This window comes from Spirillospora sp. NBC_01491, assembly GCF_036227065.1.
GTDB lineage: Bacteria > Actinomycetota > Actinomycetes > Streptosporangiales > Streptosporangiaceae > Spirillospora > Spirillospora xylanilytica.
Map to the genome: position 1 here is coordinate 5,458,862 of NZ_CP109432.1, position 22,338 is coordinate 5,481,199.

The 22,338-nt window shown below is 69.4% G+C and carries 16 protein-coding genes and 2 tRNA genes; 8 read left to right on the forward strand and 10 right to left on the reverse strand.

Annotated features, from left to right (window positions below):
- Positions 1–1,193: 1,193 nt before the first annotated feature.
- Positions 1,194–2,033, reverse strand: a complete 840-nt coding sequence (locus tag OHA34_RS25515) for an SDR family NAD(P)-dependent oxidoreductase (protein WP_285939074.1) — start codon at positions 2,031–2,033, stop codon at positions 1,194–1,196.
- A 491-nt stretch (positions 2,034–2,524) separates the two neighbouring features.
- On the opposite strand from OHA34_RS25515, the gene OHA34_RS25520 reads away from it, so the two are divergent.
- Complete coding sequence (locus OHA34_RS25520) at positions 2,525–2,890, forward strand: tyrosine-type recombinase/integrase (protein ID WP_285939072.1); 366 nt, start codon at positions 2,525–2,527, stop codon at positions 2,888–2,890.
- An 816-nt stretch (positions 2,891–3,706) separates the two neighbouring features.
- Here OHA34_RS25520 and OHA34_RS25525 read toward each other — a convergent pair.
- Entirely contained in the window at positions 3,707–4,249 is a 543-nt protein-coding gene (locus OHA34_RS25525) for an SMI1/KNR4 family protein (RefSeq protein ID WP_329519134.1), read from the reverse strand.
- A gap of 147 nt (positions 4,250–4,396) precedes the next feature.
- Between OHA34_RS25525 and OHA34_RS25530 the strand changes: the two genes are divergently transcribed.
- A complete protein-coding gene (locus OHA34_RS25530) occupies positions 4,397–4,747 on the forward strand; it encodes an RNA polymerase sigma factor (RefSeq protein WP_329519135.1) in 351 nt (116 codons plus the stop codon).
- On the opposite strand, the gene OHA34_RS25535 is transcribed toward OHA34_RS25530, so the two are convergent.
- The 4 genes from OHA34_RS25535 to OHA34_RS25550 form a co-directional block, all read right to left on the reverse strand.
- Entirely contained in the window at positions 4,682–5,464 is a 783-nt protein-coding gene (locus OHA34_RS25535) for a hypothetical protein (RefSeq protein ID WP_285939068.1), read from the reverse strand. The genes OHA34_RS25530 and OHA34_RS25535 overlap by 66 nt on opposite strands.
- A 59-nt stretch (positions 5,465–5,523) precedes the next feature.
- Entirely contained in the window at positions 5,524–5,691 is a 168-nt protein-coding gene (locus tag OHA34_RS25540; protein ID WP_285939067.1) for a hypothetical protein, read from the reverse strand.
- Between the two features lie 1,721 nt (positions 5,692–7,412).
- Positions 7,413–7,853, reverse strand: a complete 441-nt coding sequence (locus tag OHA34_RS25545; RefSeq protein ID WP_285939065.1) for a hypothetical protein — start codon at positions 7,851–7,853, stop codon at positions 7,413–7,415.
- A 534-nt stretch (positions 7,854–8,387) separates the two neighbouring features.
- Positions 8,388–8,741: a hypothetical protein gene (locus OHA34_RS25550; RefSeq protein ID WP_285939064.1), complete on the reverse strand. Its 354-nt coding sequence runs from the start codon at positions 8,739–8,741 to the stop codon at positions 8,388–8,390.
- Positions 8,742–9,592: 851 nt separating this feature from the next.
- On the opposite strand from OHA34_RS25550, the gene OHA34_RS25555 reads away from it, so the two are divergent.
- Entirely contained in the window at positions 9,593–9,781 is a 189-nt protein-coding gene (locus tag OHA34_RS25555; RefSeq protein WP_329519136.1) for a hypothetical protein, read from the forward strand.
- 126 nt (positions 9,782–9,907) lie between these two features.
- On the opposite strand, the gene OHA34_RS25560 is transcribed toward OHA34_RS25555, so the two are convergent.
- Positions 9,908–9,981, reverse strand: a tRNA-Phe gene (locus tag OHA34_RS25560).
- A 21-nt stretch (positions 9,982–10,002) separates the two neighbouring features.
- A tRNA-Asp gene (locus tag OHA34_RS25565) sits at positions 10,003–10,080 on the reverse strand.
- Between the two features lie 342 nt (positions 10,081–10,422).
- Between OHA34_RS25565 and OHA34_RS25570 the strand changes: the two genes are divergently transcribed.
- Positions 10,423–11,844, forward strand: a complete 1,422-nt coding sequence (locus OHA34_RS25570; protein ID WP_285939062.1) for an amino acid permease — start codon at positions 10,423–10,425, stop codon at positions 11,842–11,844.
- Positions 11,845–11,896: 52 nt separating this feature from the next.
- Here the strand turns inward: OHA34_RS25570 and abc-f are convergent, their stop codons facing one another.
- Complete coding sequence (gene abc-f, locus OHA34_RS25575) at positions 11,897–13,522, reverse strand: ribosomal protection-like ABC-F family protein (protein WP_329519137.1); 1,626 nt, start codon at positions 13,520–13,522, stop codon at positions 11,897–11,899.
- 574 nt (positions 13,523–14,096) lie between these two features.
- Here abc-f and OHA34_RS25580 point away from each other — a divergent pair.
- From OHA34_RS25580 to OHA34_RS25590, 3 genes are all read left to right on the forward strand, one after another.
- Positions 14,097–15,884 (forward strand): adenylate/guanylate cyclase domain-containing protein, encoded by a 1,788-nt coding sequence (locus tag OHA34_RS25580; RefSeq protein WP_329519138.1) that lies wholly within the window; start codon positions 14,097–14,099, stop codon positions 15,882–15,884.
- Between the two features lie 136 nt (positions 15,885–16,020).
- Positions 16,021–17,016 (forward strand): glycerophosphodiester phosphodiesterase, encoded by a 996-nt coding sequence (locus OHA34_RS25585; protein WP_329522447.1) that lies wholly within the window; start codon positions 16,021–16,023, stop codon positions 17,014–17,016.
- Positions 17,017–17,233: 217 nt separating this feature from the next.
- Positions 17,234–18,547, forward strand: a complete 1,314-nt coding sequence (locus OHA34_RS25590) for a sensor histidine kinase (protein ID WP_285940075.1) — start codon at positions 17,234–17,236, stop codon at positions 18,545–18,547.
- A 76-nt stretch (positions 18,548–18,623) separates the two neighbouring features.
- Here OHA34_RS25590 and OHA34_RS25595 read toward each other — a convergent pair whose 3' ends face one another.
- Positions 18,624–20,246, reverse strand: coding sequence for a cyclic nucleotide-binding domain-containing protein (locus OHA34_RS25595; protein ID WP_329519139.1), 1,623 nt, complete (start codon positions 20,244–20,246; stop codon positions 18,624–18,626).
- 877 nt (positions 20,247–21,123) lie between these two features.
- Here OHA34_RS25595 and OHA34_RS25600 point away from each other — a divergent pair.
- Positions 21,124–21,972 carry a helix-turn-helix domain-containing protein gene (locus tag OHA34_RS25600; protein ID WP_329519140.1) on the forward strand — a complete coding sequence of 283 codons (849 nt, stop codon included), beginning with the start codon at positions 21,124–21,126 and terminating at the stop codon, positions 21,970–21,972.
- Positions 21,973–22,338: the final 366 nt, after the last annotated feature.

A 22,338-nucleotide genomic window follows, 5' to 3' on the forward strand; every position in this document is an offset into this window, starting at 1 on the left:
GGCGGTGCGGCCCGCGGCGGGCGGACGGGGCGAGGCCGACGGACGTGGCACGATGCGCGGCCGTCCGGTGACTGGCGCCCACGCCGCACGCTCCGGGCGGCCTGGCGCGGGGCCGCACAGCGGCCTGAGCGCCGCCGCCCTTGATGAGGTGACCGGGCATCGCTTCTAGATAGCGGTCATGATCGCGCTCGCGTACGGGTTGCGGCGCGGTGAGGTGCTCAGGTTGCACTGGGCGCGTGGCTCCCACCGTGGCTCCCACGGCACAGCAATGGCCCCTTCCAGGTCTGGAAGGGGCCATTGACCTGGTGCAGCCGGAGGGATTCGAACCCCCAACCTTCTGATCCGTAGCAAGATCAGCGTCGTCCAGCGCAGTCCCCACGAGTCCCTGACCAGCACCGCGCCCGCCCGGACGTCCACACCCGTCCAAGATCATTCAACCTCGCTGTAGCGCCGTCGTTAGCACGCACGCCCGTCCCGGAGGGTGCGCCCGCGCGAACGACGAGACGGTGTGACAGACAGCTTCGCGCGGGCGGGCCCTCCGGCCCGCGGGGGGCTGGGGGTCGCGAGACCCCCGCTTCAGGCTCGCTCAACTGAGCCAAGGTCGGTCGGGTGACCGTCCGCTATTCAGAAGTAGCGATCTCCCTGCCGCCGCCCCATCTGCCGAGGTCGGACGGTGCTGGACGTGTGCCGATGGGTGGGGTTGGTGGTCGACGTTGCCGTCAGGGTTTCCGTCACGCTTGTCGGCGCTGACCGGGGAAGTCAATCGCTAGGCGCGCCGCGCATCCTGCCAGGCCCCGCGCCCGTGACCACCTGGCGAACCACCGGCGCTCCTGGACCGACATGGTCTGACCCGGCTCGCGACGTGTGCCGCTGGAAGATCGTATAAGCGTTGTGAGGGGCTATTGCTGTACTTCTGTGCTGTACAGCAGTTGCTTTGACCTGCGGCAGCACCCGCATGGTTCGAGGGCAAGTGGACCCGGAGCGCAGGGCTGGCCACGGCCCGAGCACCGGAAGCCGCCCGAACAAGTTCCCCGAACGAGTTACCTGGCCCGCGTCAGCAGTTCGGCGGGCGCCTCCAGTGGGACCGGCAGGCCCGCACGGGAGTCCACGCATTCATGCCCTGCCCGTCGATGTCGTTGGGGCCGATCACGGCGATCGGGGACAGCGCTCGTTGTGGATCGCAGGACGGCCTTCTAGGCCGGTTGGCCGCTCCCGGAGAGCACGGTCTGGGTGATGTTCGCCAACCGTCGCGCGGCGGCGGGGTCGAAGGGCGCGCCGCCCACGTCGATCTTGGTGTGCTGCATGTAGGCGCTCAAGGGTTCTGGGTCGGGGTTGTCGAGGTGGCGTCGCAGCATGTCCACGGCCGCGTCGACCGGCTGGCCGCGGTCGTGCATTCCGGCGACCAGCGCAGCGTCGGCCTCGTTGTAGTCACCGGTGAATCCGGTGGCGGTCAGGCCGGGATGCGTCAGGACGTAACGGATCCTGGTGCCGGGGTGTGCGGTGGTGAATTCGACGCCGGCCAGGTCGCTGAGTTTGCCGCATTGCGCCATGATCCGGTCCGGCCGGTAGTCGCGGGTGAACTGGAGGTCGTCCCAGTTCATTGCCGACAGGTCACCGCCCGGTCCGGCCAGGTTGAGGATCACTGGCTGTTCCCCTGCCTCCAGCCGGTCGGCCAGGCCGTGGCTGAACAGATACCGGCTGAGGTAGAACAGCGCGAAGTTGTGCTCGATGCCCTCGGCGGTCTCGCGGCGGGTCGAGCGGTAGTAGCGCGCGGCCAGCACCAGGGCGTCCACGACCGGGTGGCTCTGCGCAATTTCGGCGACGACCCGCCGGTTCTCGGCCACCAGACTCAGATCGGCCTGAATGTATGCGGCGCGCTCGCCCGAGCCGATGGCCTGGGCCTCCTCCAGGAACCGGCGGCCCTTGTCCGGGTTGCTGCCGACGACGATCACCCGGTCGCCGCGGCCCAGGTAGTGCAGGCCCAGTCCCCTGCCGATGCCGTCGGTGCCCCCAGTGATCACGATGGTCTTCAATGACGTCTCCCTAACTAGACTCATGGGTCTAACTTAACAGTCCTGTCGGTATGGTCCTAGCAGTGGGGTCTATTAGCCTGGAGAGTCTGGTTCGGTGAACGGGGTGTGGCGGTCGTGGGGATCTGCGCCGAGTGAGGTGAGCAGACGTTCGATCATGCGGCGGGTGAGGGTGTCCTCGTCTAGGACGGCCCAGCCGGACAGGTCTGATCCGGCGTAGCCGCCGACCAGGACCAGGGCGGGGCCGGCGCCGGCGTTGGCGACCGTGGGGCTGTGCCAGGCGTTGGCGATGCGCGTTTTGAGCGCCTGACCCCCGGGGAACAGGGCCGACAGGTCGACGGGGCGTCCTCGGTGGCGGGCTGGTCGCCTCGGGCGTGGGCGGCCATGCGTTCCAGCACCGAAAGCCGGATGTTGTGGGCGCGGGCGATGTAGGGCAACCAGTCGTCGGGACGCGTTCGCCGCGCTCCCAGCGGGAGACTTCGTTCCGGGTGAGGGTGGCGATTCCCGCCAGCTCGCTGATGGCCGTACGCTCGCGCAAGCGCGCGAACGGAGAAGGAACGATCTACCAACGCAAGGACGGGCGATACGAGGGTGCGGTCTTCGTGCCGACCACGGCCGGTACGGACAATCTCCGTCGTAGCTGGGGGCGTGTTCGCGGGGCCGCCGGGCTGGGCTCGGTCCGTTTCCACGACATCCGGTACACCTGCGTCTCGCTGCTGCTCGCCCTCGGTGTCGCGCCCAACGTCGTCAAGGAGATCGTCGGGCACAGCGATATCGAAGTGACGATGACGATCTACGCTCACACCTCGCTGGAGGACAAGCGGGCCGCGCTGCGGAAGCTGGGAGATGTGCTCGGCTGAGGACGTTGCCGTCAAGGTTGCCGTCAAAAATGCCCCGGGCCATGTAGGCTCCGGGGCGTTTTTGCTGCTCAGGTGAGGTGGGCAGGGGCGGGGTCGAACCGCCGACCTTCCGCTTTTCAGATGTAGCAACCACCCTGCGCCCACACACCAACGGAGGTCAGGCGGTGCCTGACGGACGCCCGTGGTGCGCTTCGGTCGCTGTCGTTGCCGTCAACGTTGCCGTCGCCGTCCGCTCGGCTGTGGGCAGGAGGACGCTTCCCGCGAGGCTGCTCACGACCACTTGGAGAAGATCAGAACGTTCCTCCATGGTGGTACCTCCCTCGTCACTCTGCCTGCGCTTGACCATGTCCAGGAGCCAGTTACCCAGGACCGTGAGTGAGATCAAGGCTAGAGATCCGAGTGAGACACCCTCGGCCGGCGTCGAACCGGCTTCCTGCCCCATAGCCCAACGGACGGACCACTGACTGAGACGCTCGGCATGCGGAGATGGTTGCTAAGCCACATCGAGCGCCTGCTCGACCGAGACCACGTTCCCATGAGACTTCAGCTTGGGAAGAGTTCCGGTCCGGCCTCCTGGTACCGCTGACCTGACGCAGCGCCGTACCGCAAGTGACCGAGACTGCCCCTTGATCACCCTGGCTAATGGCCCGCCGCTGTAGCCGCTGACCTGCGTATCCTCGGCCTGGCCAGAACGACGACAGCACCCGTGGACTCCGGAGGCAAGCGGACCGGAGCGCAGGGACGACCAGGGCCCGAGCACCGGAAGCCTCGCGGCAGCGATCGCCCGCCTGCCGATGACATGGACCGACCGTCCGCTCAGCGGATCAGAGCGGCGATGTGCTCGTGGAAGTCCGGGAATTCGGCCTGCGCCGCGACGACGATCTCCTCGGGCGGACGCCGCCGGCCGGGCGCGTGACGCTCGGCGATGGCGCGGAAGCCGGCGTGGGGTTCGGCGGCGGGATCGGATTCGGTGGAGGCTTCGGCGGGCCCGAGGCCGGCGGCGAACACCCAGAGCAGGTCGCCGAGGTCGCCGGCGAGCACCTCGTGCTCGCCTTCGGAGCCGACGTAGACGACTGGCTGGTCGATGAGCGGCGCCCCGGGTCGCACGAGCCAGAAGCCGGCGTAGTCACCGGCGCCGGTCGTGCCGAAGAACCGGAACTGACCGCCATCGACCTCGGGGTTGCCGGTCCACAGCCGGAACCACCACGCGGTCCGGGCGGGATCCTCGATCCGCTCGTAGATCTCGAAGTCGACGCCGCGCCCTTCGTCCGTCTCCTCGTCCCACTCCCAGGTGAAGCCGATCACGGCGACTTCGGCGAGCGCGGTGGGAAGCGCGAGGTCCTCGGTGTTGTCCGCCATCCGGCCAGGCTAGAAGATCTTCCGCGCCCTCCGGACCCACGCACGCACTTGGACGCGTCCTCTCAACCCGGCCTGCCGCCCGTTGCGGTCTCGGTGGCCGATCGAACCGGGAGGGAACCGAAGGGGCGGAGCGGACACTAGAAGGCCATGACCCTCGAACCCCCTCCGGACAGGGAGTTGTGGATCCGTGCGCGGGACGGCGACGAGCGAGCCTTCGGTGAGCTCTTCGATCGGCATTCGCGCACGATCTACAACTACTGCTTCCGGCGAACGGCGGACTGGTCGGCGGCCGAGGACCTCACCTCCGTGGTCTTCATGGAGACCTGGCGGCGGCGGGCCAAGGTACGGCTGAGCACGGACTCGCTGCTGCCCTGGCTCTATGGAGTCGCCGCCAACGTCCTCAACAATCACCGCCGTAGCCTGCGGGCGGCGTCATGGTTCGGCTGGGATGTCGCTGAGGTCGAGCCGGTAACAGTCCGCGTCTGTGAGGATGTGTAGGTCGGGGCCGCGTCCGATGACAAGCGCGTCGCTGGGGAGTTTCTGCCCGTCCGGGAGTACGACTCGGTATTCCCCGGTGCCCCGCATTCGGCCATCGGCGAGTTGTCCGGCGAACAGGCGGTCGCGGTCGGTGTTGTATCCGCCGTACAGGGCGATGCGTGAGCCGTCGGTGATGAGCGCCTTTGCGGCGGTGCCGTCGCCGTGCCAGCTGGTGAGAGTCCCATCGTGAATGCGGATGATGGGGAAGCCCGTGTAGTAGCACGTCCAGGCGGTGTCCGCGTCGACGTTGAGCGCATAGCAGTCGCTGATCGCGCCCCACGGGTTGTCCACGTGGGAGGGGAACCGCCAGTCGGCCTTCAGATCCGGGGAGAATCGTGTGAGCCCGCAGGAGCCGATCGGTTCCTGGGAGCCGGGCTCGCCCCAGCCGCGGTTGCCGTAGACGCCTTCGTCGAAGTAGCCCACCCAGACGTGACCGGTGCCGGTGGTGAAGACGTGTTGGATGCCGTCCCCGAGCGTTTCGGCGGCAAGAGTGGTTCCGTCGGCGGAGTAGATGATCGCATTGCGGTCTGGACCGTCCCGGCGCCATCGAGCCCTGGCGCCCACGGCGAGAACCCGGCCGTTCGGCAGCGGCTGGACGGTCGGGTGCGCGAGCGGGAAGTCGCGGATCGTGGTTACGTTGGCCAGCGTCGGCGAGTGCAGCGTCACCCGAGTGGTCACCGGGCGAGGAGCCCGAGGGTCTGGGAAGACGGCCCAGCCTGGTTGCGTCGTAGTCGACCTCACGGCACGTCGGCGGCGGCCGTCCACAGTGCGATGACCTCGCCGCTGGGGCCGATCGAGGCGTTCACTCGTGCATCGCCGCTCTGAGCTGCGGCGATGCGTGCGTGGTGGCGTACGGGAAGGGGCGTCGTGCGCCCCATGGACCGCCGCTTGCGCTGCTGCTTCACTCCGTCACTTCACCACCGTGGGCCGGGTAGGGCCACCGAATATTTGGTGTCGCCAACGTCCCAGACGCACTCTTCTGCCGCTGAGGGCCCCGGAGCGGCGTTCGCTGTGCCGTTGCCGGCTGCGGGTACGGGTGTGGCGGTCGTGGAGTTCGGTTCGCTGAGTTGGGGCGGGAGGCTTCGTGTGTGCGATAGGCGGAAGGTGTTCGAGCGGTGTGCATCCGCTTGAGGCCGCTTCGAGGCCGGAAATGAGAGCACCTCTGACCGTGTTCCTGCTGGTCAGAGGTGTGAAGGTGGGCAGGGGCGGGGGCGAACCGTCGACCTTCCGCTTTTCAGCTAGAGCAACACCCCTGCCGCGCGAGCATCGACCGAGGTTGACCGGCTGTGGGCGTGGGCCCGTGGCTGGGGCTGGTGGCTGCTGTTGCTGTCAGTCTGAGGGCTTGGGGAGGGGCATCCGCTGCGTCGCCAGATTGAGTGGTCCGGATGAATGCTGAGGCGTGGGGCTGGGGGAGGATGGCGGGCATGGACAGAGCCGATTACGTGCTCACCTGTGGGAGCCGGCCCATCGCTTTGCTGCGGGAGATTGAGAGAGACCAGCCCACGATGCGGTGCGAGTTCCAGGCTCTTCCGGCGTTCGAGGCAGTCCGGCTGGTGCTGCAGGCTCAGCGGGATGAGGGCACGTGGAGGGCTTTCCTGCGGGTTCGCCTGCTGAGTCTTCGGCTGCGCTCGACCGATGGGTCTCCGGCCATCAGGCGGCTTCGGCTGGTCGTGGACGGGGACAGGGCGACTCTCCGGTTTGCGATTGGGCCGGTCTATCGGTGGAGGTTGCGCAGATGGGCAAAGGGCCGGGAACCGGTTGGGCTCGATTGATCACTTACTGAGGTGGTGACTCGCATAGCGTGGCTGCCGATCGGAGCGGTGTCGGCGGTGTCGGTCTGCTGACCCGTCCCCTCGTGGGAGATGTGCGGTTGCTGTCAATGACAACGCCCCGGGCCTGTTGGCTCCGGGGCGTTTTTGCTGCTCATGCGAGGTGGGCAGGGGCGGGTCGAATCGCCGACCCTCCGCTTTACAGTCCAACTAGCATTGTCCGCGTGACCTGCTGCTTTGCCCCCGTGGCATGCAACTTCGGCACGTATTCAGCACACGCCTTGCAAGGCACGGGAGCACCAGGAGCCACGTGGGGGCCAGCATCTGCCGGCCCCCCACGTGGTCAGTCGTCCGTCGTCACCAGGTGGCGCCCCACTTCTGAAACGCTGGCTCTCGACCGGCATGCCGCCGTCTCCACGTGGCTCAGCGCGGGAGTGCCGCCCGCACAAGTGGCCGAGTGGGCCGGCCGCAGCGTGGCCGTACTCCTACGCGTCTACGCCAAGTGCGTTGTCGGGCAGGCAGAGGAAGCCAAGCGCCGGATCTCCCAAGCAACCCAGGTCCACCGGACGCCGGAGGATCTCCTGCGGAGCGCGGTCGACGAGGTCTAACGAGGCGCCAGACTTCAACCCGTATTCCACCCAGCCACCCGTAGAGAGCCGTAAACGATCACCGACAGCCGGACATGACGAGAACAGCCCCTGACCGGGTTCTGCCTGGTCAGGGGTTGTTGCTGCTGGTGTGGCGGGTCCAGGGTTCGAACCTGGGAAGGCTAAGCCGACGGATTTACAGTCCCACCGCCATACGCGCCTGACCTGTCGTTTCTTCCCTATGCCTCCGAATCTCGGCCCGTATTCGGCTCAGCGTTCGACGGAGACGACGATGCTGTTGGCGCGCTTTCTCCTGAGTCCGAGGTTCAGCCGAGCCAGCGATTGGCCATCGCTGCGGTCGGCGATGATTACCTGAGTGAACAGCCGGGACTTCATACTGGCGGTGACGGCCTGCCGGGGCGCCTCAAACACCAGCTTGCCCGGCTTGGAGGCGCTGCTGGTCTTGGCGTACATCAGGACCCGCTGAGATGTCACTACGACCCACACCGCCGGCAGAGAGGCGAACGCGATCAGCCCGACACCGCCTGTGGCTGCCGTCGTCGCCAGCCCGGTTGCCAGCCCAGTTGCCAGATTCTTTGCCAGGTGCTGCTTCATCCCGCGTTTGAGTTGGGCGACGACCGCCACGTCGATCGTCTCCTCATCCTGCATATGGGGGCTCAAATGACCCCGGAGCTTGGCGTTGGCCGACACGAAAACTCCTCAAACTCGCCGATAAAGTACGAAGATTGTAGAGGGCAGACGTCTTCGGGTGAACCCAATAAGCGAATGACTTGCCGCGGAGCAAGCACAGACGGGGCGTCACACACTCGTGCCCTGCCCTTGGGCTTACAGCCACCGGAAGACCGCTCATGCTGATCTGTGCGGTGGCATCGGAACCTAGGCGCGGTGGAGCGGGTGACGGAAATCGACGCCGCAAGTGACCGTGAGTACCCCTCACTGACCGCCCCTAATGGCACGCTAATGGCACGACGCCTCGTGCTTGACCGGGCCGTTGGTCTCCTCGAAGACACATGCCGTACGGGCGCGCAACGCTCCGGGGTGCTCGTTCGCGCGAACGGCCCGCAAGGTGTGACAGACAGTCTCGCGCGAATGAGTGCCCCGGCCCGCGGGGGTCCAGGGGGCGGCGGAGCCCCCTGGTTCAGCCCCGTTCAAGTCCCACTCGGATCTTTAGGACCGACTGGCGCTGGCCCGCTCGTGGTACCCCGCCCGTCTGTGGTCGCAGGTTCACTCGTACTCGCGAGTCTTGCCGGACAGCCTCCTCCGCATCGCCCCGTACTTTCGGTGGGCTGCCTGGGGGCTGACTCCCAGAGCCTCGCCGACTTCCTTCCAGGTCGGAAGATTGTCCGCTGGCGGGCTGCTGAGGATCTCTCTGAGGAGAGCCATTCCTTGGCTAGTGTCGTCCTTCCCTGCGGTGATGAGGAAGGTTAACTGCCCCTCTAGCTGCTCAATCATGCGCGACGTCATCTTGATCCGCTCAATTAGGTCATCTGGGTCGCCCCCCTCGACCTTGATCAACCTCGTCACGAGCTTCCGGCCGACGCGCCCTAGGAAGGTCTCGAACCTCTCATTGATCTCCACATCAACATATGTTGACGCCGCCGATTCTGTTGCGCCAGAGGTTCATGATTTTCGCAGGTCAGCGGCTTATGGACTTGTGGGGCTCGGGCCTGTTTAGCCGATAGGTTCGTTGAGTCCTGCTCGACGGATCTCCCCCTCGGCATAGGTGCGTGTGGCCACGGCACCTAACGAGAGGAGGTGGGATCAGGTGACGCGGGATCGCCGCACTCGGATCAGCCGAGTTTGGTGGGTGGTAGCGCCTGCGGCTCTGGCAGCTCTTGCACAGCTGGCCGAAGCCATCGTGAGCTTGGCTCGATAGCGCAGGCACCACCACCACCGAGCCGGCCCGGCATCCTGTCGGGTCGGCTCGCCCATCTCGAACGTACGCCACCCTACGCCCGCCGTGTACCCCGCCAGCGCTCTTGAGTGAGCCGCTCTTCCTCGATAGGACGCTTCATTGGTGTAGCGGACGGGCGACGCGGCGCGGCGGGACCGGACGGGACAGGCCGCATGCCCGGCGCGCCGGGGCGGGCGGCCGCCGGCGGCCGCGGAGCGGGCGCCCTTGAAGACGTGGAGAAGAGCTTCACTTCAGCACTGCCAGCCCCGAGGTAGGAACCGACTGGACTGACGACGGCGCGAACCGCGAACAACGGCGCCTCAAGGGTCGCGCCGAGGGCGAATGGCGCCGCGTGCCCACGCCCCCGCCGCTCACGCGCATCTTGCGTGCCCACCTGCGCGACATCGGTCCCGGGCCCGGTGGTCGGTTGTTCTGGGGGGTCCGGGGAGGGGAACTGGCTGGCATCACCTACCGGCGCGCGTGGGATGCCGCCCGTCGGGCGGTGCTGAGCGATGCCGAGTATGCTTCGCCGCTCGTGAAGAGGGTCTACGACCTTCGGCACGCGTGCGTGTCCACGTGGCTCAACGGAGGTGTGCCTCCGACCCGCATCGCCGAGTGGGCCGGCCACAGTGTGGAAGTCCTGCTCCGCGTCTACGCCAAGTGCATCGAGGGGCAGGACGAGACCGCCAAGCGGCGCATTGAGCAGGCGCTACGCGGCGACTGAGTTCCGCACGTATTCCGCACGGCCAGCCGCAAACCGTAGATCACAGCCGGACACAGCCGGACATGCGAGAACGGCCCCTGACCGCGTAAACGCTGGTCAGGGGCCGTTCTTCGCTGTTTGGAGAGGTGGGCAGGGGCGGGGTCGAACCGCCGACCTTCCGCTTTTCAGGCGGACGCTCGTACCGACTGAGCTACCTGCCCAACGACGCGCATCCGCACGTCTGGCGGTCCTGACGGGATTTGAACCCGCGGCCTCCACCTTGACAGGGTGGCGAGCACTCCTAACTGCTCCACAGGACCTTGCTGCTCCGAGCTTAGCGGCTCTGGAGGTGTCCCCCGACCGGGCTGGCCCGGTCTTTGGCGACGTCCGAGAGCATACGCGATGGCCGGGGGGAGCGCCAACTCGATATCGGTGGGGGTGAACGTCCTGGTGGGAGGGGGTATGGGGGAATGTGGGGATCGTCCGCTCCTGGGTGGGGCGCCGGCCATAACGGAGAGGTACCGGGCCGATACCGGATCGGTGGTGAGTTCGTTGTCTTATGGCGCGGTCGTCACCTTCTTCGCTTCTGTGGTCGGGTTTCTACCCCCTGACCGGCGTCACGGCGCTGCGGTGCTGGCGAGGACGTGAGAAAGGCCTGACATATGGATGAACCGACCTCCACGGAGGGCTATCAGCGGGGGCTCGGGACCCGGCAGGTCCAGATGCTGGCGATCGGCGGGACGATCGGCACCGGGCTGTTCCTCGGGGCCGGGGAGAACATCGCCAAGGCGGGGCCGAGCCTGATCCTGACGTACGCCGTCGCCGGGGTGATGCTGTTCTTCGTGATGCGGGCGCTCGGCGAACTGCTCACCTACCGGCGGGCGGAGGGGGGGTTCGCGGGGTACGCGCGGGAGTTCCTCGGGCCGTTCTGGGGATACGCGACCACCTGGACGTACTGGATCATCTGGGTGACGACGGGCATGGCGGAGCTGACCGCGGCCGGCAAGTACATCCAGAAGTGGTGGCCGGGTGTCGAGCAGTGGCAGACGGCGCTGGTCGCGCTGGTGGTGCTGTTCGTGGTCAACATGATCTCGGTGAAGCTCTTCGGCGAGCTCGAGTTCTGGTTCGCGATGATCAAGGTCGCGGCGATCGTGATGATGATCCTGGTGGGGATCGGCGTGCTGGTCTTCGGGTTCAGCGACGCGGGGGACACCGCCTCGGTGGACAACCTGTGGTCGCACGGCGGGTTCTTCCCCGAAGGCCTCAGCCCGATGCTGATGACGCTCCAGATGGTGATGTTCGCCTACCTGGGTGTCGAGCTGGTCGGGGTGACCGCGAGCGAGGCCAAGGACCCGGAGAAGAACATCCCGCGGGCGATCAACGCGCTGCCGATCCGGTTCGCGCTGTTCTACCTGGGGTCGCTGCTGGTGATCCTCTCGGTGGTCAGCTGGACCGAGTTCAAGGGCGGCGCGAGCCCGTTCGTGCTGGCCTTCGACAAGATCGGCATCCCGGGCGGCGGGGACATCGTCAACTTCGTGGTCCTCACCGCGGCGCTGTCGTCCTGCAACGCCGGCGGGCTCTACTCGACGTCGCGGATGCTGCGCACCGCCGGGGTGAACGGGGACGGGCCGAAGGCGCTCGCGCGGCTGAACGGCCGCGGGGTCCCGGTGCTGACCGTGGTCATCTCGGCGCTGGTGATGGGCATCGGCGTCGTGGTCAACGCGGTGGTGCCGGAGAAGGCGTTCGAGTACATCACCTCGGTGTCCACCGGCGGCGCGATCCTGGTGTGGACGGTCATCCTGGTCGCTCACATGGTCTATCGGCGCAGGTCGTCGGCCGGGCTCCTGCCCAAGTCGTCGTACCGGATGCCGGGCGCGCCGTACACGAACTGGATGGTTCTGGCCTTCTTCGTGTTCGTCACCGTGACGATCGCGTGGGAGCACGACACCCGGGTCGCGCTGTACGTGATGGCCGGCTGGCTGGCGGTGATCCTGGTCGGATGGGCCGTCCTGATGGGGACCAGGCCCGGCCGGGCCGAGGTGCCGACGGCGACCGAGCCGGTCGGCGAGAGCCTCGCCGACTGAGGCGGAGGCGGAGTGGGGCGCCCCGGCCTGACCGGGGCGCCCCGACGCGCTGCTAGGCGGCGCCGACCAGGCGTCCGTCGCGGAGTTCGGCGCGGGTGCCGGTGAAGCCGCTGCGGAAGCGGCGGTCGTGTGAGACCACGAGCAGGGAACCGCGGTACGAGTCCAGTGCGGCCTCCAGTTCTTCGATGAGGGACAGCGAGAGGTGGTTGGTGGGCTCGTCCAGGATCAGCAGGTCGGCCGGACGGGTCACCAGGCGGGCCAGCTCCAGCCGCCTGCGCTGCCCGACGGACAGGACCGCGACGGGCCGCCGGAGGTCCCGCTCCCGGAAGAGGCCGAGGGCCAGCAGGGCGTCGGCGTGGTCGTCGGGCGGGCCCGGGAGCCCCTCGGCGAACGCGGCGAGCACGCTGCCCCGCGAGCGTTCGGCCGGGAGTTCCTGGCGGAGGTACCCGATCCGTTTGGGACGTTTGACCTTGCCGTGGTCCTGCGCGAGATCGCCGGCGAGGACGCGCAGGAACGTCGTCTTCCCGGCGCCGTTCGGGCCGGTCAGGAGCGTCCGCTCGCCGGGCGCGAGGGTGAACGTCTCGATGTCGAGACGGCCGGCGACCCGTACCGCGGCGAGTTCGGCGGTGAGGCCGTCCCCCTTGCCGCCCTCGATCCGCGCGGCGAAGCGCAGCGGGTCGGGCGGACGGGGGACGGGGGCGTCGCGCAGCCGCTGCAACCGCTCCCGCGCGTTCCGGATCAGCGCGGACACCCCGCCCTCGTGCGAACGGCGGTGGCCAGTGACGCGCTGCTCCCGGGCGACGGGCCCGATCGCGCTGAGCCGTGCGGCGTTGGACTCGGCCAGCTCGGTCTGCCGCTCGATCTCGGCGAGCCAGTCGGCGTACTCCTGCTCCCAGCGGCGCCGGGCGACGGCCTTGCCCGCCAGGTAGCCGTCCCAGCCGTCGCCGTAGCGGACGACCGAGTGCCGGTCGCGGTCCACTTCGAGGATCGCGGTCGCGAACCCGTCGAGGAACGCCCGGTCGTGGGTGACGGTGACGACGGTGCCGCGGTGCGCCCGGAGCCGTTCCTCCAGCCAGGTCACGGCCCGTTCGTCCAGGTGGTTGGTGGGCTCGTCGAGCAGCAGGAGCTCGGGTGCGGCGGCAAGGACGCAGGCCAGTCCCAGCCGGGACTGCTCCCCGCCGGAGAGTCCCCCGAGCGGACGGTCGAGCGCGATGTGCCCGAGGCCGAGGCCGTGCAGCGCGGCCTCGACGCGCGCGTCGGCCTCGTAGCCGCCGCGCGCCTCGTAGGCGGCGAGCAGGTCGCCGTAGGCGGCGAGTTCGTCCGGGGACGCGTCCGCCAGCGACGCCTCGGCCTCACGCATCCGGCGCTCCAGGTCGCGTAGATCGCCGAGCGCGTGGTCGACGGCGTCGGACACGGTGAGGTCCGGGGCCAGGCCGAGCGTCTGCCCGAGATGCCCGACCCCGCCCGGTGCGGCGACGGTGACCTCGCCCGCGTCGGGTTCCTCCGCGCCCGAGATCAGCCGGAGGAGGGTCGACTTCCCTGAGCCGTTCTCGCCGATGACGCCGACCTTCTCCCCGGTCCGGATGGTGAGGGACACGCGGTCGAGCACGATGTGCCCCTCGTATCCCTTGGCGACGTCCTTGAGCGTGAGCTGTGATGTCTGCCGATGGCGGGTCATGCGACCTCCAGGTGTTCAGGCCCGGCCCGCGCGGGACCGGGTGGGCGGTGAGGAAACGGAACCGCTCACCGGGAGTCGCCCAGGGATCGTGCTGACGGCGCGGACGCGTTGCCCGTCGTCCCTGCGTTGCGAAACGCATTCGCGAATGCGGACAGGGGTGTGGGCGTCAGTACGACGGAAACAGAAGGGGAACAACCCGGCAGCGGGTCGGGCCAGGAGAGGAACTCGCTGAGCGCCGTTCGGAACGACGGCGGCGCGAGACGCCTCTACCGCGGGACGGCGACGTCAGGAACGTCGTGCGTCAGCGCGGGAGGCTAGATGTAGTACCTCAGCTCGATGGGGTAGTAGCAGCCAGGTGATCCCATGACGGGAATCCTACCCGAGAACGTGGTTCGTCGAGGGGCGGGGCGGACGGTCCGCAGTGGCGGCGGGGCGGGCTCGGTGGTGTGCTGTGGGGGGTCGACATAATGACCCGTCATCCGGGCGGTGCGCCTTGATGCGATCTATCGTGAGATGTCCTTGACGTCGTCCGGCAGCCGAAGCGGGCCGCGGACCTCCTGAACGGGAGGCACATGTGAGCGGCAGGGCGGTGGCGCGCAACCTCGGCGCACGACTGGACCAGCTGCCCGGGGTGCCGCGCACCATGCTCGAGGTCCGGGTGCGGTGGGTGCTGCTCGTCGTGGTGGTGGTCGCCAACCTCACCGGATCCCTGGTCGTGCTGCTGTTCGCGACGTTCGTGGTGCCCGACCCGCCGCTCGACGACCGCGGCCACGTCCATCTGGTGAACGCGATCGCGTTCTTCAGCTACCCGATCGCCGCGGGGCCGGTCGCGCTGGCTCTCGGGCTGCGCCTGTGGCGGCCGGTCGTCCGGCTCGTCCGGGAGGGCGGCATCCCCGACCGCGGTCAAGGGCGTGCCGTGCTGCTCGGCCCGCTGCGCCTCACCCTGCTCGTCGGTGCGCTGTGGGCGGTCGGCGCCGTCGGCTGGGCGGCGCTCGACCTGACCCTGTTCACCGCTCGGCTCGCGGTGAAGACCGGGTTGACCTGCCTGCTCGGCGCGATGACGACGTCCACGATCGTGTACCTGCTGTCCGAACGGCTGCTGCGCCCGGCGGCGGCGCTGGTGCTGGCCAGCGACCAGCCGCGCCGGATCCGGCTGCCCGGCGTCACCACCCGGGTGATGCTCGCGTGGGCGCTCGGCACCGCGATCCCGGTGTTCGGCCTGATCTGCGTGGCCATCGCGGCGCTGGCCGCACCGGGCATCCAGACCACCCAGCTCGCGATCACCGTCCTCGGGCTGGGCGGCGCCGCGCTGGTGGTCGGAGTGCAGGTCACCTACATGGCCACCCGGGCGATCGCGGACCCGATCAAGTCGGTGCGCACGGGCATGGCGCGGGTGGAGCGGGGCGATCTCGGCGCCGAGGTCGCGGTCTACGACGCCAGCGAGGTCGGCCAGCTCCAGGCCGGGTTCAACCACATGGTCGCCGGGCTCCGCGACCACGCGCGGCTCCGCGACCTGTTCGGCCGGCACGTCGGCGAGCCGGTCGCGGGCCTCGCCCTCGAGCACGGCGACATCACGCTGGGCGGCGAGACCCGCGAGGTGGCCGTCCTGTTCGTCGACCTCACCGGGTCCACCACGCTCGCGGAGACGCGCAGCCCGGACGAGGTGGTCGGCCTGCTCAACGCGTTCTTCGGCGTGGTGGTGAACATGGTGGGACGGCATGGCGGATGGATCAACAAGTTCGAGGGCGACGCCGCGCTGGCCATCTTCGGCGCCCCCACCGAACTGGAGGACCCCGCCGGAGCGGTGCTCGGTGCCGCCCGCGAGCTCGCCCTGCGGCTGCGCGCGGAGGTCCCGATGCTGGATGCCGGGATCGGCGTGTCCGCGGGCCCGGTCGTCGCCGGGTACATCGGCGCCGAGCAGCGGTTCGAGTACACCGTGATCGGTGATCCGGTGAACGAGGCGGCCCGGCTCAGCGATCTGGCGAAGGGGGCGCCGGGCCGGGTGCTCGCCTCGTCCACCGTGCTGGACCTCGCGCACTTGGCCGAGGTCGAGGAGTGGGACCTGGGCAAGTCGGTGACACTTCGGGGACGCAAGCGCCAGACCCGCCTCGCCGTCCCGCGCCCGCCGACCGACGCCGAGCCGGTGCCGGTCCCCGGCGACGACCCGTCCACCCGGCGGATCCGCCTTCCCCGGCCGCTCGCCCGCCGCCGGCGCCGCGGTGCCCGCAGGCTCCTGGTCGGCGCCCTGATGCTCTCCCGCGCGGCCAAGGGCACCCGCCCGGCCGACGCCGTCGCCGACTCGGGCGATGCCGATCACGACCTCACAGACCCGAAGGCCGCCGGTTCGGGTTCGCCTGGTTGAGCGTCACCGGACGAGTCCGCGGGACGGCGCCCGGCTGATCGCGCAATTTTTACTGTCCGCCACTGGTTCGTCACTCTGGGGACATTGGGCACCTCAAAGGTGAGAGACGGCTTTCTCCCAGCTTTGAGAGGTGACCATGTTCCGATGGGCCGGTCCTTCCATCGCCGCTGTCGTGGCGGCCACGGCGATCACCGCCATGAGCGGCACCGCCACGGCCGCCGTCGCGCGCCCCGGGCCGATCGTTCCCGCGCCCACCCCGGTGCCGGTGCCGCCCGCGCCGGGGTGGGCCGGAGTGGCGGGGGTCGCGCACCGTGGGGCGTCCGCGTATGCGCCGGAGAACACGATCGCGGCGTTCCGGCTGGCCGCTGCCCAGCGCGTGGACATGTTCGAGCTCGACGTGCAGGAGACGAAGGACCACGAGCTGGTCGTCGTGCACGACACCGGCCTGGCCCGGACGACCGATGTGGAGAAGGTCTTCCCGGGCGCGGCGCCGTGGACGGTGTCCTCGTTCACGCTCGCGCAGATCCGGAGACTGGACGCGGGGTCGTGGTTCGACGCGCGCTTCAAGGGCGAGCGGATCCCCACGCTGGGCGAGACGCTGCGCGGCGTGCCCGAGGCCGGGCCGGGGCTGCTGCTGGAGATCAAGAGTCCGGCGCTCTATCCCGGGATCGAAGGGCGTATCGCGGCCGAGCTGCGCCGGAATCCCCGTTGGCTGGATCCCGACCCGCTCGGGCGGCGCCTGGTGGTGCAGTCGTTCGACTGGGATTCGATGCGCCGCTTCCACGCGCTGCTGCCCGCCGTCCCGGTCGGGTTGATCGGCACGCCCACGGAGGCCGAGCTGCCCGGCCTGGCGGAGTTCGCCGACCAGATCAACCCGACGTCCGCCGATCTCACCGGGTCGCTGGTGGAGAGCGTGCACGCGCTCGGCATGGAGGTCCTCACCTGGACCGTGGACGATCCGTCCGGCATGCGCGGCGTCCTGCGGCTCGGCGTGGACGGCGTCATCAGCAACAAGCCGGACGTCCTCCGCACCGTGCTGGACGAGGGGTCCCGGGCGACCGCGCGGAAGGCGGGACTCCAGCCGGCGCGGCAGGCGGGACGTCGGCCGGTCCACCGGGCCGAGGCGGCCTGACGGGGGTCGTGCCGGGAGTGGTGCCCGGGGTTCGCGAAGGCGGCCGGGCTGGTCGGTGGGGAGGGAACGACCGGGACCGTGACCGTCCGAACCATATCTTTGACCTGTCTTGGGCCCCTTGATCCCTCACAAAGGCCGGACAGATGCCGCCCGGGTGGTTACCTCACCTTCGGGAGGTCGGGTGAACGGACGGCGCACATGGTCCATACGGGTGCGGATGACCCTGATGGCCGCCGCGATCACGGCAGTGATCTGTGTCGTCGTGAGCGTGCTGATCACCACCGGGGTGCGCGGCCGAGCGGCCGACTACAAGCGGGAGCGGGCCACCGAGGCCGCGCTGGAGGTTGTCGCCCTGCTCAAGCGCGAACGGCTGCCGCGGACCCTGCGTCCGAGGGGCGTCTCCGCCCTCCAGGTGATCGATCCCCAGGGCCGGGTGCTCGCCGACAGTGGCGGGCTGGGCGACCGGCCGGTCGCCTCGTTCCAGCCGCCTCCCGACCGGGTGTACGACCAGCGGCTGCTCTGCCCGCCCACCGGCCTGGACGGCTGCATGAACGTGATCGCGTTCAGGGTGTACGAGCCGGACGGCGACTGGACCGTCTACGTCGCCGACCGGGCGATCCCCTGGTACGTCAGCGGTCCCTTGTGCGTGTTCCTGATCAGCATCGGGCTGCTGGTGACCCTGCTGGTGTCGCTGCGGACCTGGCGGACCGTGGACCAGACGCTCGCCCCGGTGGACGCGATCAGGGCCGAGCTGACCGAGATCACCGCGACCAAGTCCGGCCGGCGGGTGCCGGTGCCCGAGACCCGGGACGAGATCCGGCTGCTGGCCGAGGCCGCCAACGCCACCCTGGACCGCCTCGACGCCGCCCTGGAACGGCAGCGGCGCTTCACCTCCGACGCCTCCCACGACCTGCGCAGTCCGATCACCGCCGCGCGGGCGCAACTGGAGGAGGCGCTGCTGTACCCCGACGACGTGGACTGGCCGCAGACCGGACGGTCGGTGCTGCAAAGCCTGGACCGGCTCCAGGCGATCGTCACCGACCTGCTCGAACTGGCCCGGCTGGACGCCGAGGCGTGGACCGGCGAGGAGTCGGTCGACCTGGCCGCCCTGGCCTCCATCGAGCTGGCCAGGGCGGACCGGAGTAAGCGGATCGTCACGCACGTCCAGGAGAACGTGACCGTGCGCGGCGACCGGCTGAAGCTGGTGCGGCTGTTCACCAACCTGCTCGACAACGCCGAACGGCACGCCGATTCGCGCATCGACATCACCGTCCGCGCCGAGGGGGACACCGCCGTCCTGGAGGTGGCCGACGACGGTGTCGGCGTCTCGCCGGGCGACCGCGAGATGGTCTTCCAGCGGTTCGCCCGGCTCAGGGAGGGACGCGAACGGGACGCGAACGGCACCGGCCTCGGCCTCCCGATCGCACGGCAGATCGCCGAGGCGCACGGGGGCGGCCTCACCATCGAGGACAGCCCCCGCGGCGCCCGTTTCGTCCTGAGCATCCCTCGGAACAACGGCGCCGACCACTGACCCCGTCCCGACTCTCTCCCCGTCCCCGTCCCCGTCCCCGTCGTGGTTCTCGTCGGGCGTGCTCCGTCCGGACGGCTCAGACCGTTGTGGTGATCTCAGGTGGCGGAGGCGGGACGACGGCCTGGGAGAGGTACATCCAGCCGGTCAGATCCGACTCCTTCACCTTGCAGCGGACGGGGTGGTACTCGGCCGGATCCACCTGGCCGGGGGCCTGTGCGACGACCGTCTCGTAGACGAAGGCCGAGGCGATGAATCCGAGGTCGGACTGGGAGAGGGCCAGCCAGTCCTTGAAGATCTGCGCCTCCAGCAGCCGCGCGGTGTGGATGATGGCCGAGCCTGACACGCCCTCGTCGTCGCGCTCGACCGGGCCGACGTGCAGCGCGGCGCGCAACTGGATGCGGACCGCGGCGCCGGCCTGGTGGTTGTGCAGCCGCAGTCCCGCGGTGAGCAGCGCGAGCATGGGGGCGACGATCGACCGGGTCGGCATGCTGGGTGGGATGACGATGAGCGCGCCGTCGCCGCGGTCCTCGCGGTGGCAGGCGTCCCAGGACAGCCCGGAGCGCTCGAACGCCTGGCGCAGTTGGTCGTACATCACCCGCCGCACGGTCCGGCGGTCGCCGTCGTTGCGGTGCGGGCCTCCGAATCCCGCGATGTCGGTGTACAGGACGGAGCACATCTGCCCGTCCCACTCGGGACGCGCGGCGACCGGAGCGGCCGATGCGCGCGCGGGCCAGGCCGTGTCGACGTACGGCATCGGCGAGGCGCGGTAGGAGCACGGCGGCGACGGTGCCGGACGCGCCTCGGCGGTGCGCGAGGACCCCGGGGTCAGGGCGACGTGCGCCCTCGCCCGCCCCCACGAGGGCAGCGCGTAGGGAGCGCCGGGGCGCTCCCCGTACAGCGCCTGCGCGCCGTCGTAGAGCGTGTGCGGTTCGCCGAACGGCGCCTGACGGCCGAGGTCCTCGATCAGGCGGTCGCACGTCTGCCGCTTCAGCACGGCGAGGACGCCCAGGTGGGCCTGGAGGATCGCGGTGAACTCCGCCGCAGGCAGGCGGAGAGCGTGGACGTCGTCGAGCGCCATGACGGTGGCGGAGCGCCGTGGCAGCGACAGCGCGGCGTGCTCCCCGATCAGGTCACCGGGGCCGCGCATCGCGATGATCTGGTCGTGGTCCGCGCGCCGCACGCAGATCTTGACCCAGCCCGCGCGGATCACCAGGACATGGTCGGCGAACTGCCCTTCGTGCCACAGCACGTCCCCGGCGGGAAACGCCTCCAGCGCCGCCGACGCGGCCACCGCCGCCTGCTCGACGGAGGTCAGGGCGGACCAGAAGCGGATGGGACGGGGCTGCCCGGTGTGCGGCTCCCAGTGAGCGGGCTGGACGGGCGGGGCGGCCGGCGAGGGCTGGACGTGCTGGCCGGGGTGGACGGCGGGCAGGCCGGCCTGCCCGGGTTCACCGGCCTGGCCGGCGACGGTGGGCTCAGCGGGTTGGCCGGCGGGCTGACCGGGCCGTCCGGGCTGGACGGACTGGACGGGGTGCCGGGCGGCGGGCTGGGTGCCGGACTGTGCGGTGGGCTGGGCCGGCCACTGCTGGGCGTGTGCGCGGTCGCGGAGGAGCTGGGGCGGGTGGACGGCGTCCGGAGCGTGCCGGGGCGCACGGGTGATCAGGTCGGGGTCGTGCCGATGGACCGGGCCGGCCATCATCGCGCCCTCCCTTCGGCGGCGTCGTCCTCGCCCGCCGCGGCCCGCTCCGCGGTGGCGGAGGGCCGGACGGCGGGGACCGCCGCGTCATGCCTTGCTGCTGACGTGTGGTCTGCGGGGTGGCCGTTGATGGTCAGGGGACGAAAGCGGTCAGTTGACATGTCGAGAACCCCAAGTCGCGGAACACGTCTCCCGCCGAAATGATCCATTGTCGTGCGGTGTCCGGAGGGGGACCGTCCGGGGGAGGAAGTCGTGCCACCTATGGCCTGAACCGCGTGATCGCGGTTAGACTGGGGGAGGCCGTTGGGATTGTTTTACCTGGTCAGAACGGTGCAGCGGCATGGTCGCGGCGCAGTTCGACGGGCCGGGGAAAGCGCTCCCAAGGGTCCCGAGGAGCCGCTCCCCGCGCTCCGCCGATTCTCTCGGCTCGCAACCTGTGATCGGCGGGTGGCGGGGGGCGGCTCTATTTATTTGTGTCGAAATGACGAATGATCGGCGTCCGTTTCGACCTCCTGAGTCGTGCGTCTCCTGCGTCTCGCCGGATGCGCGGGCCGCCGTGCGCCGGCCGGCCCCTGACCCAGCGTCATATCTCTGTGCCTCCAGCAGGCAGGGTGCACTATGTCTATGCGAACCCTGCTAATCTGCTACCTAGCACGGTACAACATAGTCCGTCGACATGCAGCACCGTAGAAGCTGGCGATGTTGATATGGCGCACCTGAGCAGGCAGTTCCCGGGACTTCTCGGCCCCGTGGGGCGGAGGTACGTGCCGGTGTGGCGCCCTCTACTTCGCCAGCTCCCCGAACGCCATGTGGCAGGCGAGTCCATAGCACCGACAACTCAGAGCGAGCGATATCTATGGCCAGTGACCAGGGACCCATCGTGCAGAGCGCGTTGCTGCGAACCGAGCTCGTCCGGCTCCGCAAAGAGAAGGGGATGACGCAGGAGCAGGTCGCGCGGTCGCTCGAGTGGTCGCCGTCCAAGCTGATCCGGGTCGAGGGCGGCAAGAACGCCATCACCAGGACCGACCTCCAGGCACTGCTGACGACCTACGGGGTGACCTCGGAGAGCCGGCAGGAGCGGCTCCAGTCCCTGGCCCGCGGGGCGCGCGAGCCCGCGTGGTGGAACGCCTACCGCGGCGAGTTCGAGGACACCCTCCTGAGCTTCGTGGGCTACTCGGCGGGCGCCTCGTTCATCCGGCACTTCCACGGGGCGGTGGTCCCCGGGCTGCTCCAGACGCAGGAGTACGCCGAGGTCCTGGCCACCGGCATGGTCAGCTCGACGGCGCAGGCGTTCGGGGCGAGGCTGCGGATGCAGCGCCAGCGCGAGCTCGCCGCCCGCGAGAGCCCGCCGCGGCAGTACTACATCCTCGACGAGGCCGTGATCCGCCGGCATGTGGGCATCGGGATCGACCCGGTCATCATGCCGAACCAGCTCAAGCACATCGCCGACTCCGCGGAGCGGCTCGACGAGCTGACCGTCCGGGTCCTGCCGTTCAGCGTTGGCGCGCACCTGGGGGTGCACGGGCCGTTCACCGTCCTGGAGTTCGAGGGCGGCCTCGGGGACCTCCTCTACCTGGAGGGCAGGCCCGGCAGCAGCTCCCTGATCACCGGCGACGACCCGCGGATCTCCGAGTACCGGGACAGCTTCGAGTCGCTCTTCGACGAGGCGCTCCCCGCGGACCAGTCGATCGAGCTGATCCGCAATTCGGCCGAGGAGCTGATGGCCTGACCGGGGCGGCCCACGAACCCGGCGAACCCGGCGAACCCGGCACCCCCGCCAGTGCCGCGGGTGTCGCGGGTGCCGCCGGTCTCGGCTCCGCGGGTGCTTGTGCCGGGCCGTCCGGCACCGGCCCGGTCCTCGACGACCCGATCTTCATGTTCCCGTCCGACCCATCCGGAGGTGACCGCCGTATCGGACATCCATAAGGCGAGCGGGCCACATAGCACGGAGAGTGATCTTGTGTTCCCGGTGTAGGCGGGATAACTAGAACCGTTTACACTCGTGATCGGGAAAATTTCCACAAGGTCGTGGTTTGTTATGCCCTGCTTGACTTCGGGTGGGCGGGTGCTCTTGTCCGATCGGTTGGCGAGACCG

What these genes read in the sequence shown, in the direction of transcription:
- OHA34_RS25570 (WP_285939062.1), top strand. Translation starts at nt 10,423, where the DNA reads ATGGATGAACCGACCTCCACGGAGGGCTATCAGCGGGGGCTCGGGACC.
- abc-f (WP_329519137.1), bottom strand. Translation starts at nt 13,522, where the DNA reads ATGACCCGCCATCGGCAGACATCACAGCTCACGCTCAAGGACGTCGCC.
- OHA34_RS25595 (WP_329519139.1), bottom strand. Translation starts at nt 20,246, where the DNA reads ATGATGGCCGGCCCGGTCCATCGGCACGACCCCGACCTGATCACCCGT.
- OHA34_RS25585 (WP_329522447.1), top strand. Translation starts at nt 16,021, where the DNA reads ATGTTCCGATGGGCCGGTCCTTCCATCGCCGCTGTCGTGGCGGCCACG.
- OHA34_RS25530 (WP_329519135.1), top strand. Translation starts at nt 4,397, where the DNA reads ATGACCCTCGAACCCCCTCCGGACAGGGAGTTGTGGATCCGTGCGCGG.
- OHA34_RS25525 (WP_329519134.1), bottom strand. Translation starts at nt 4,249, where the DNA reads ATGGCGGACAACACCGAGGACCTCGCGCTTCCCACCGCGCTCGCCGAA.
- OHA34_RS25590 (WP_285940075.1), top strand. Translation starts at nt 17,234, where the DNA reads ATGACCCTGATGGCCGCCGCGATCACGGCAGTGATCTGTGTCGTCGTG.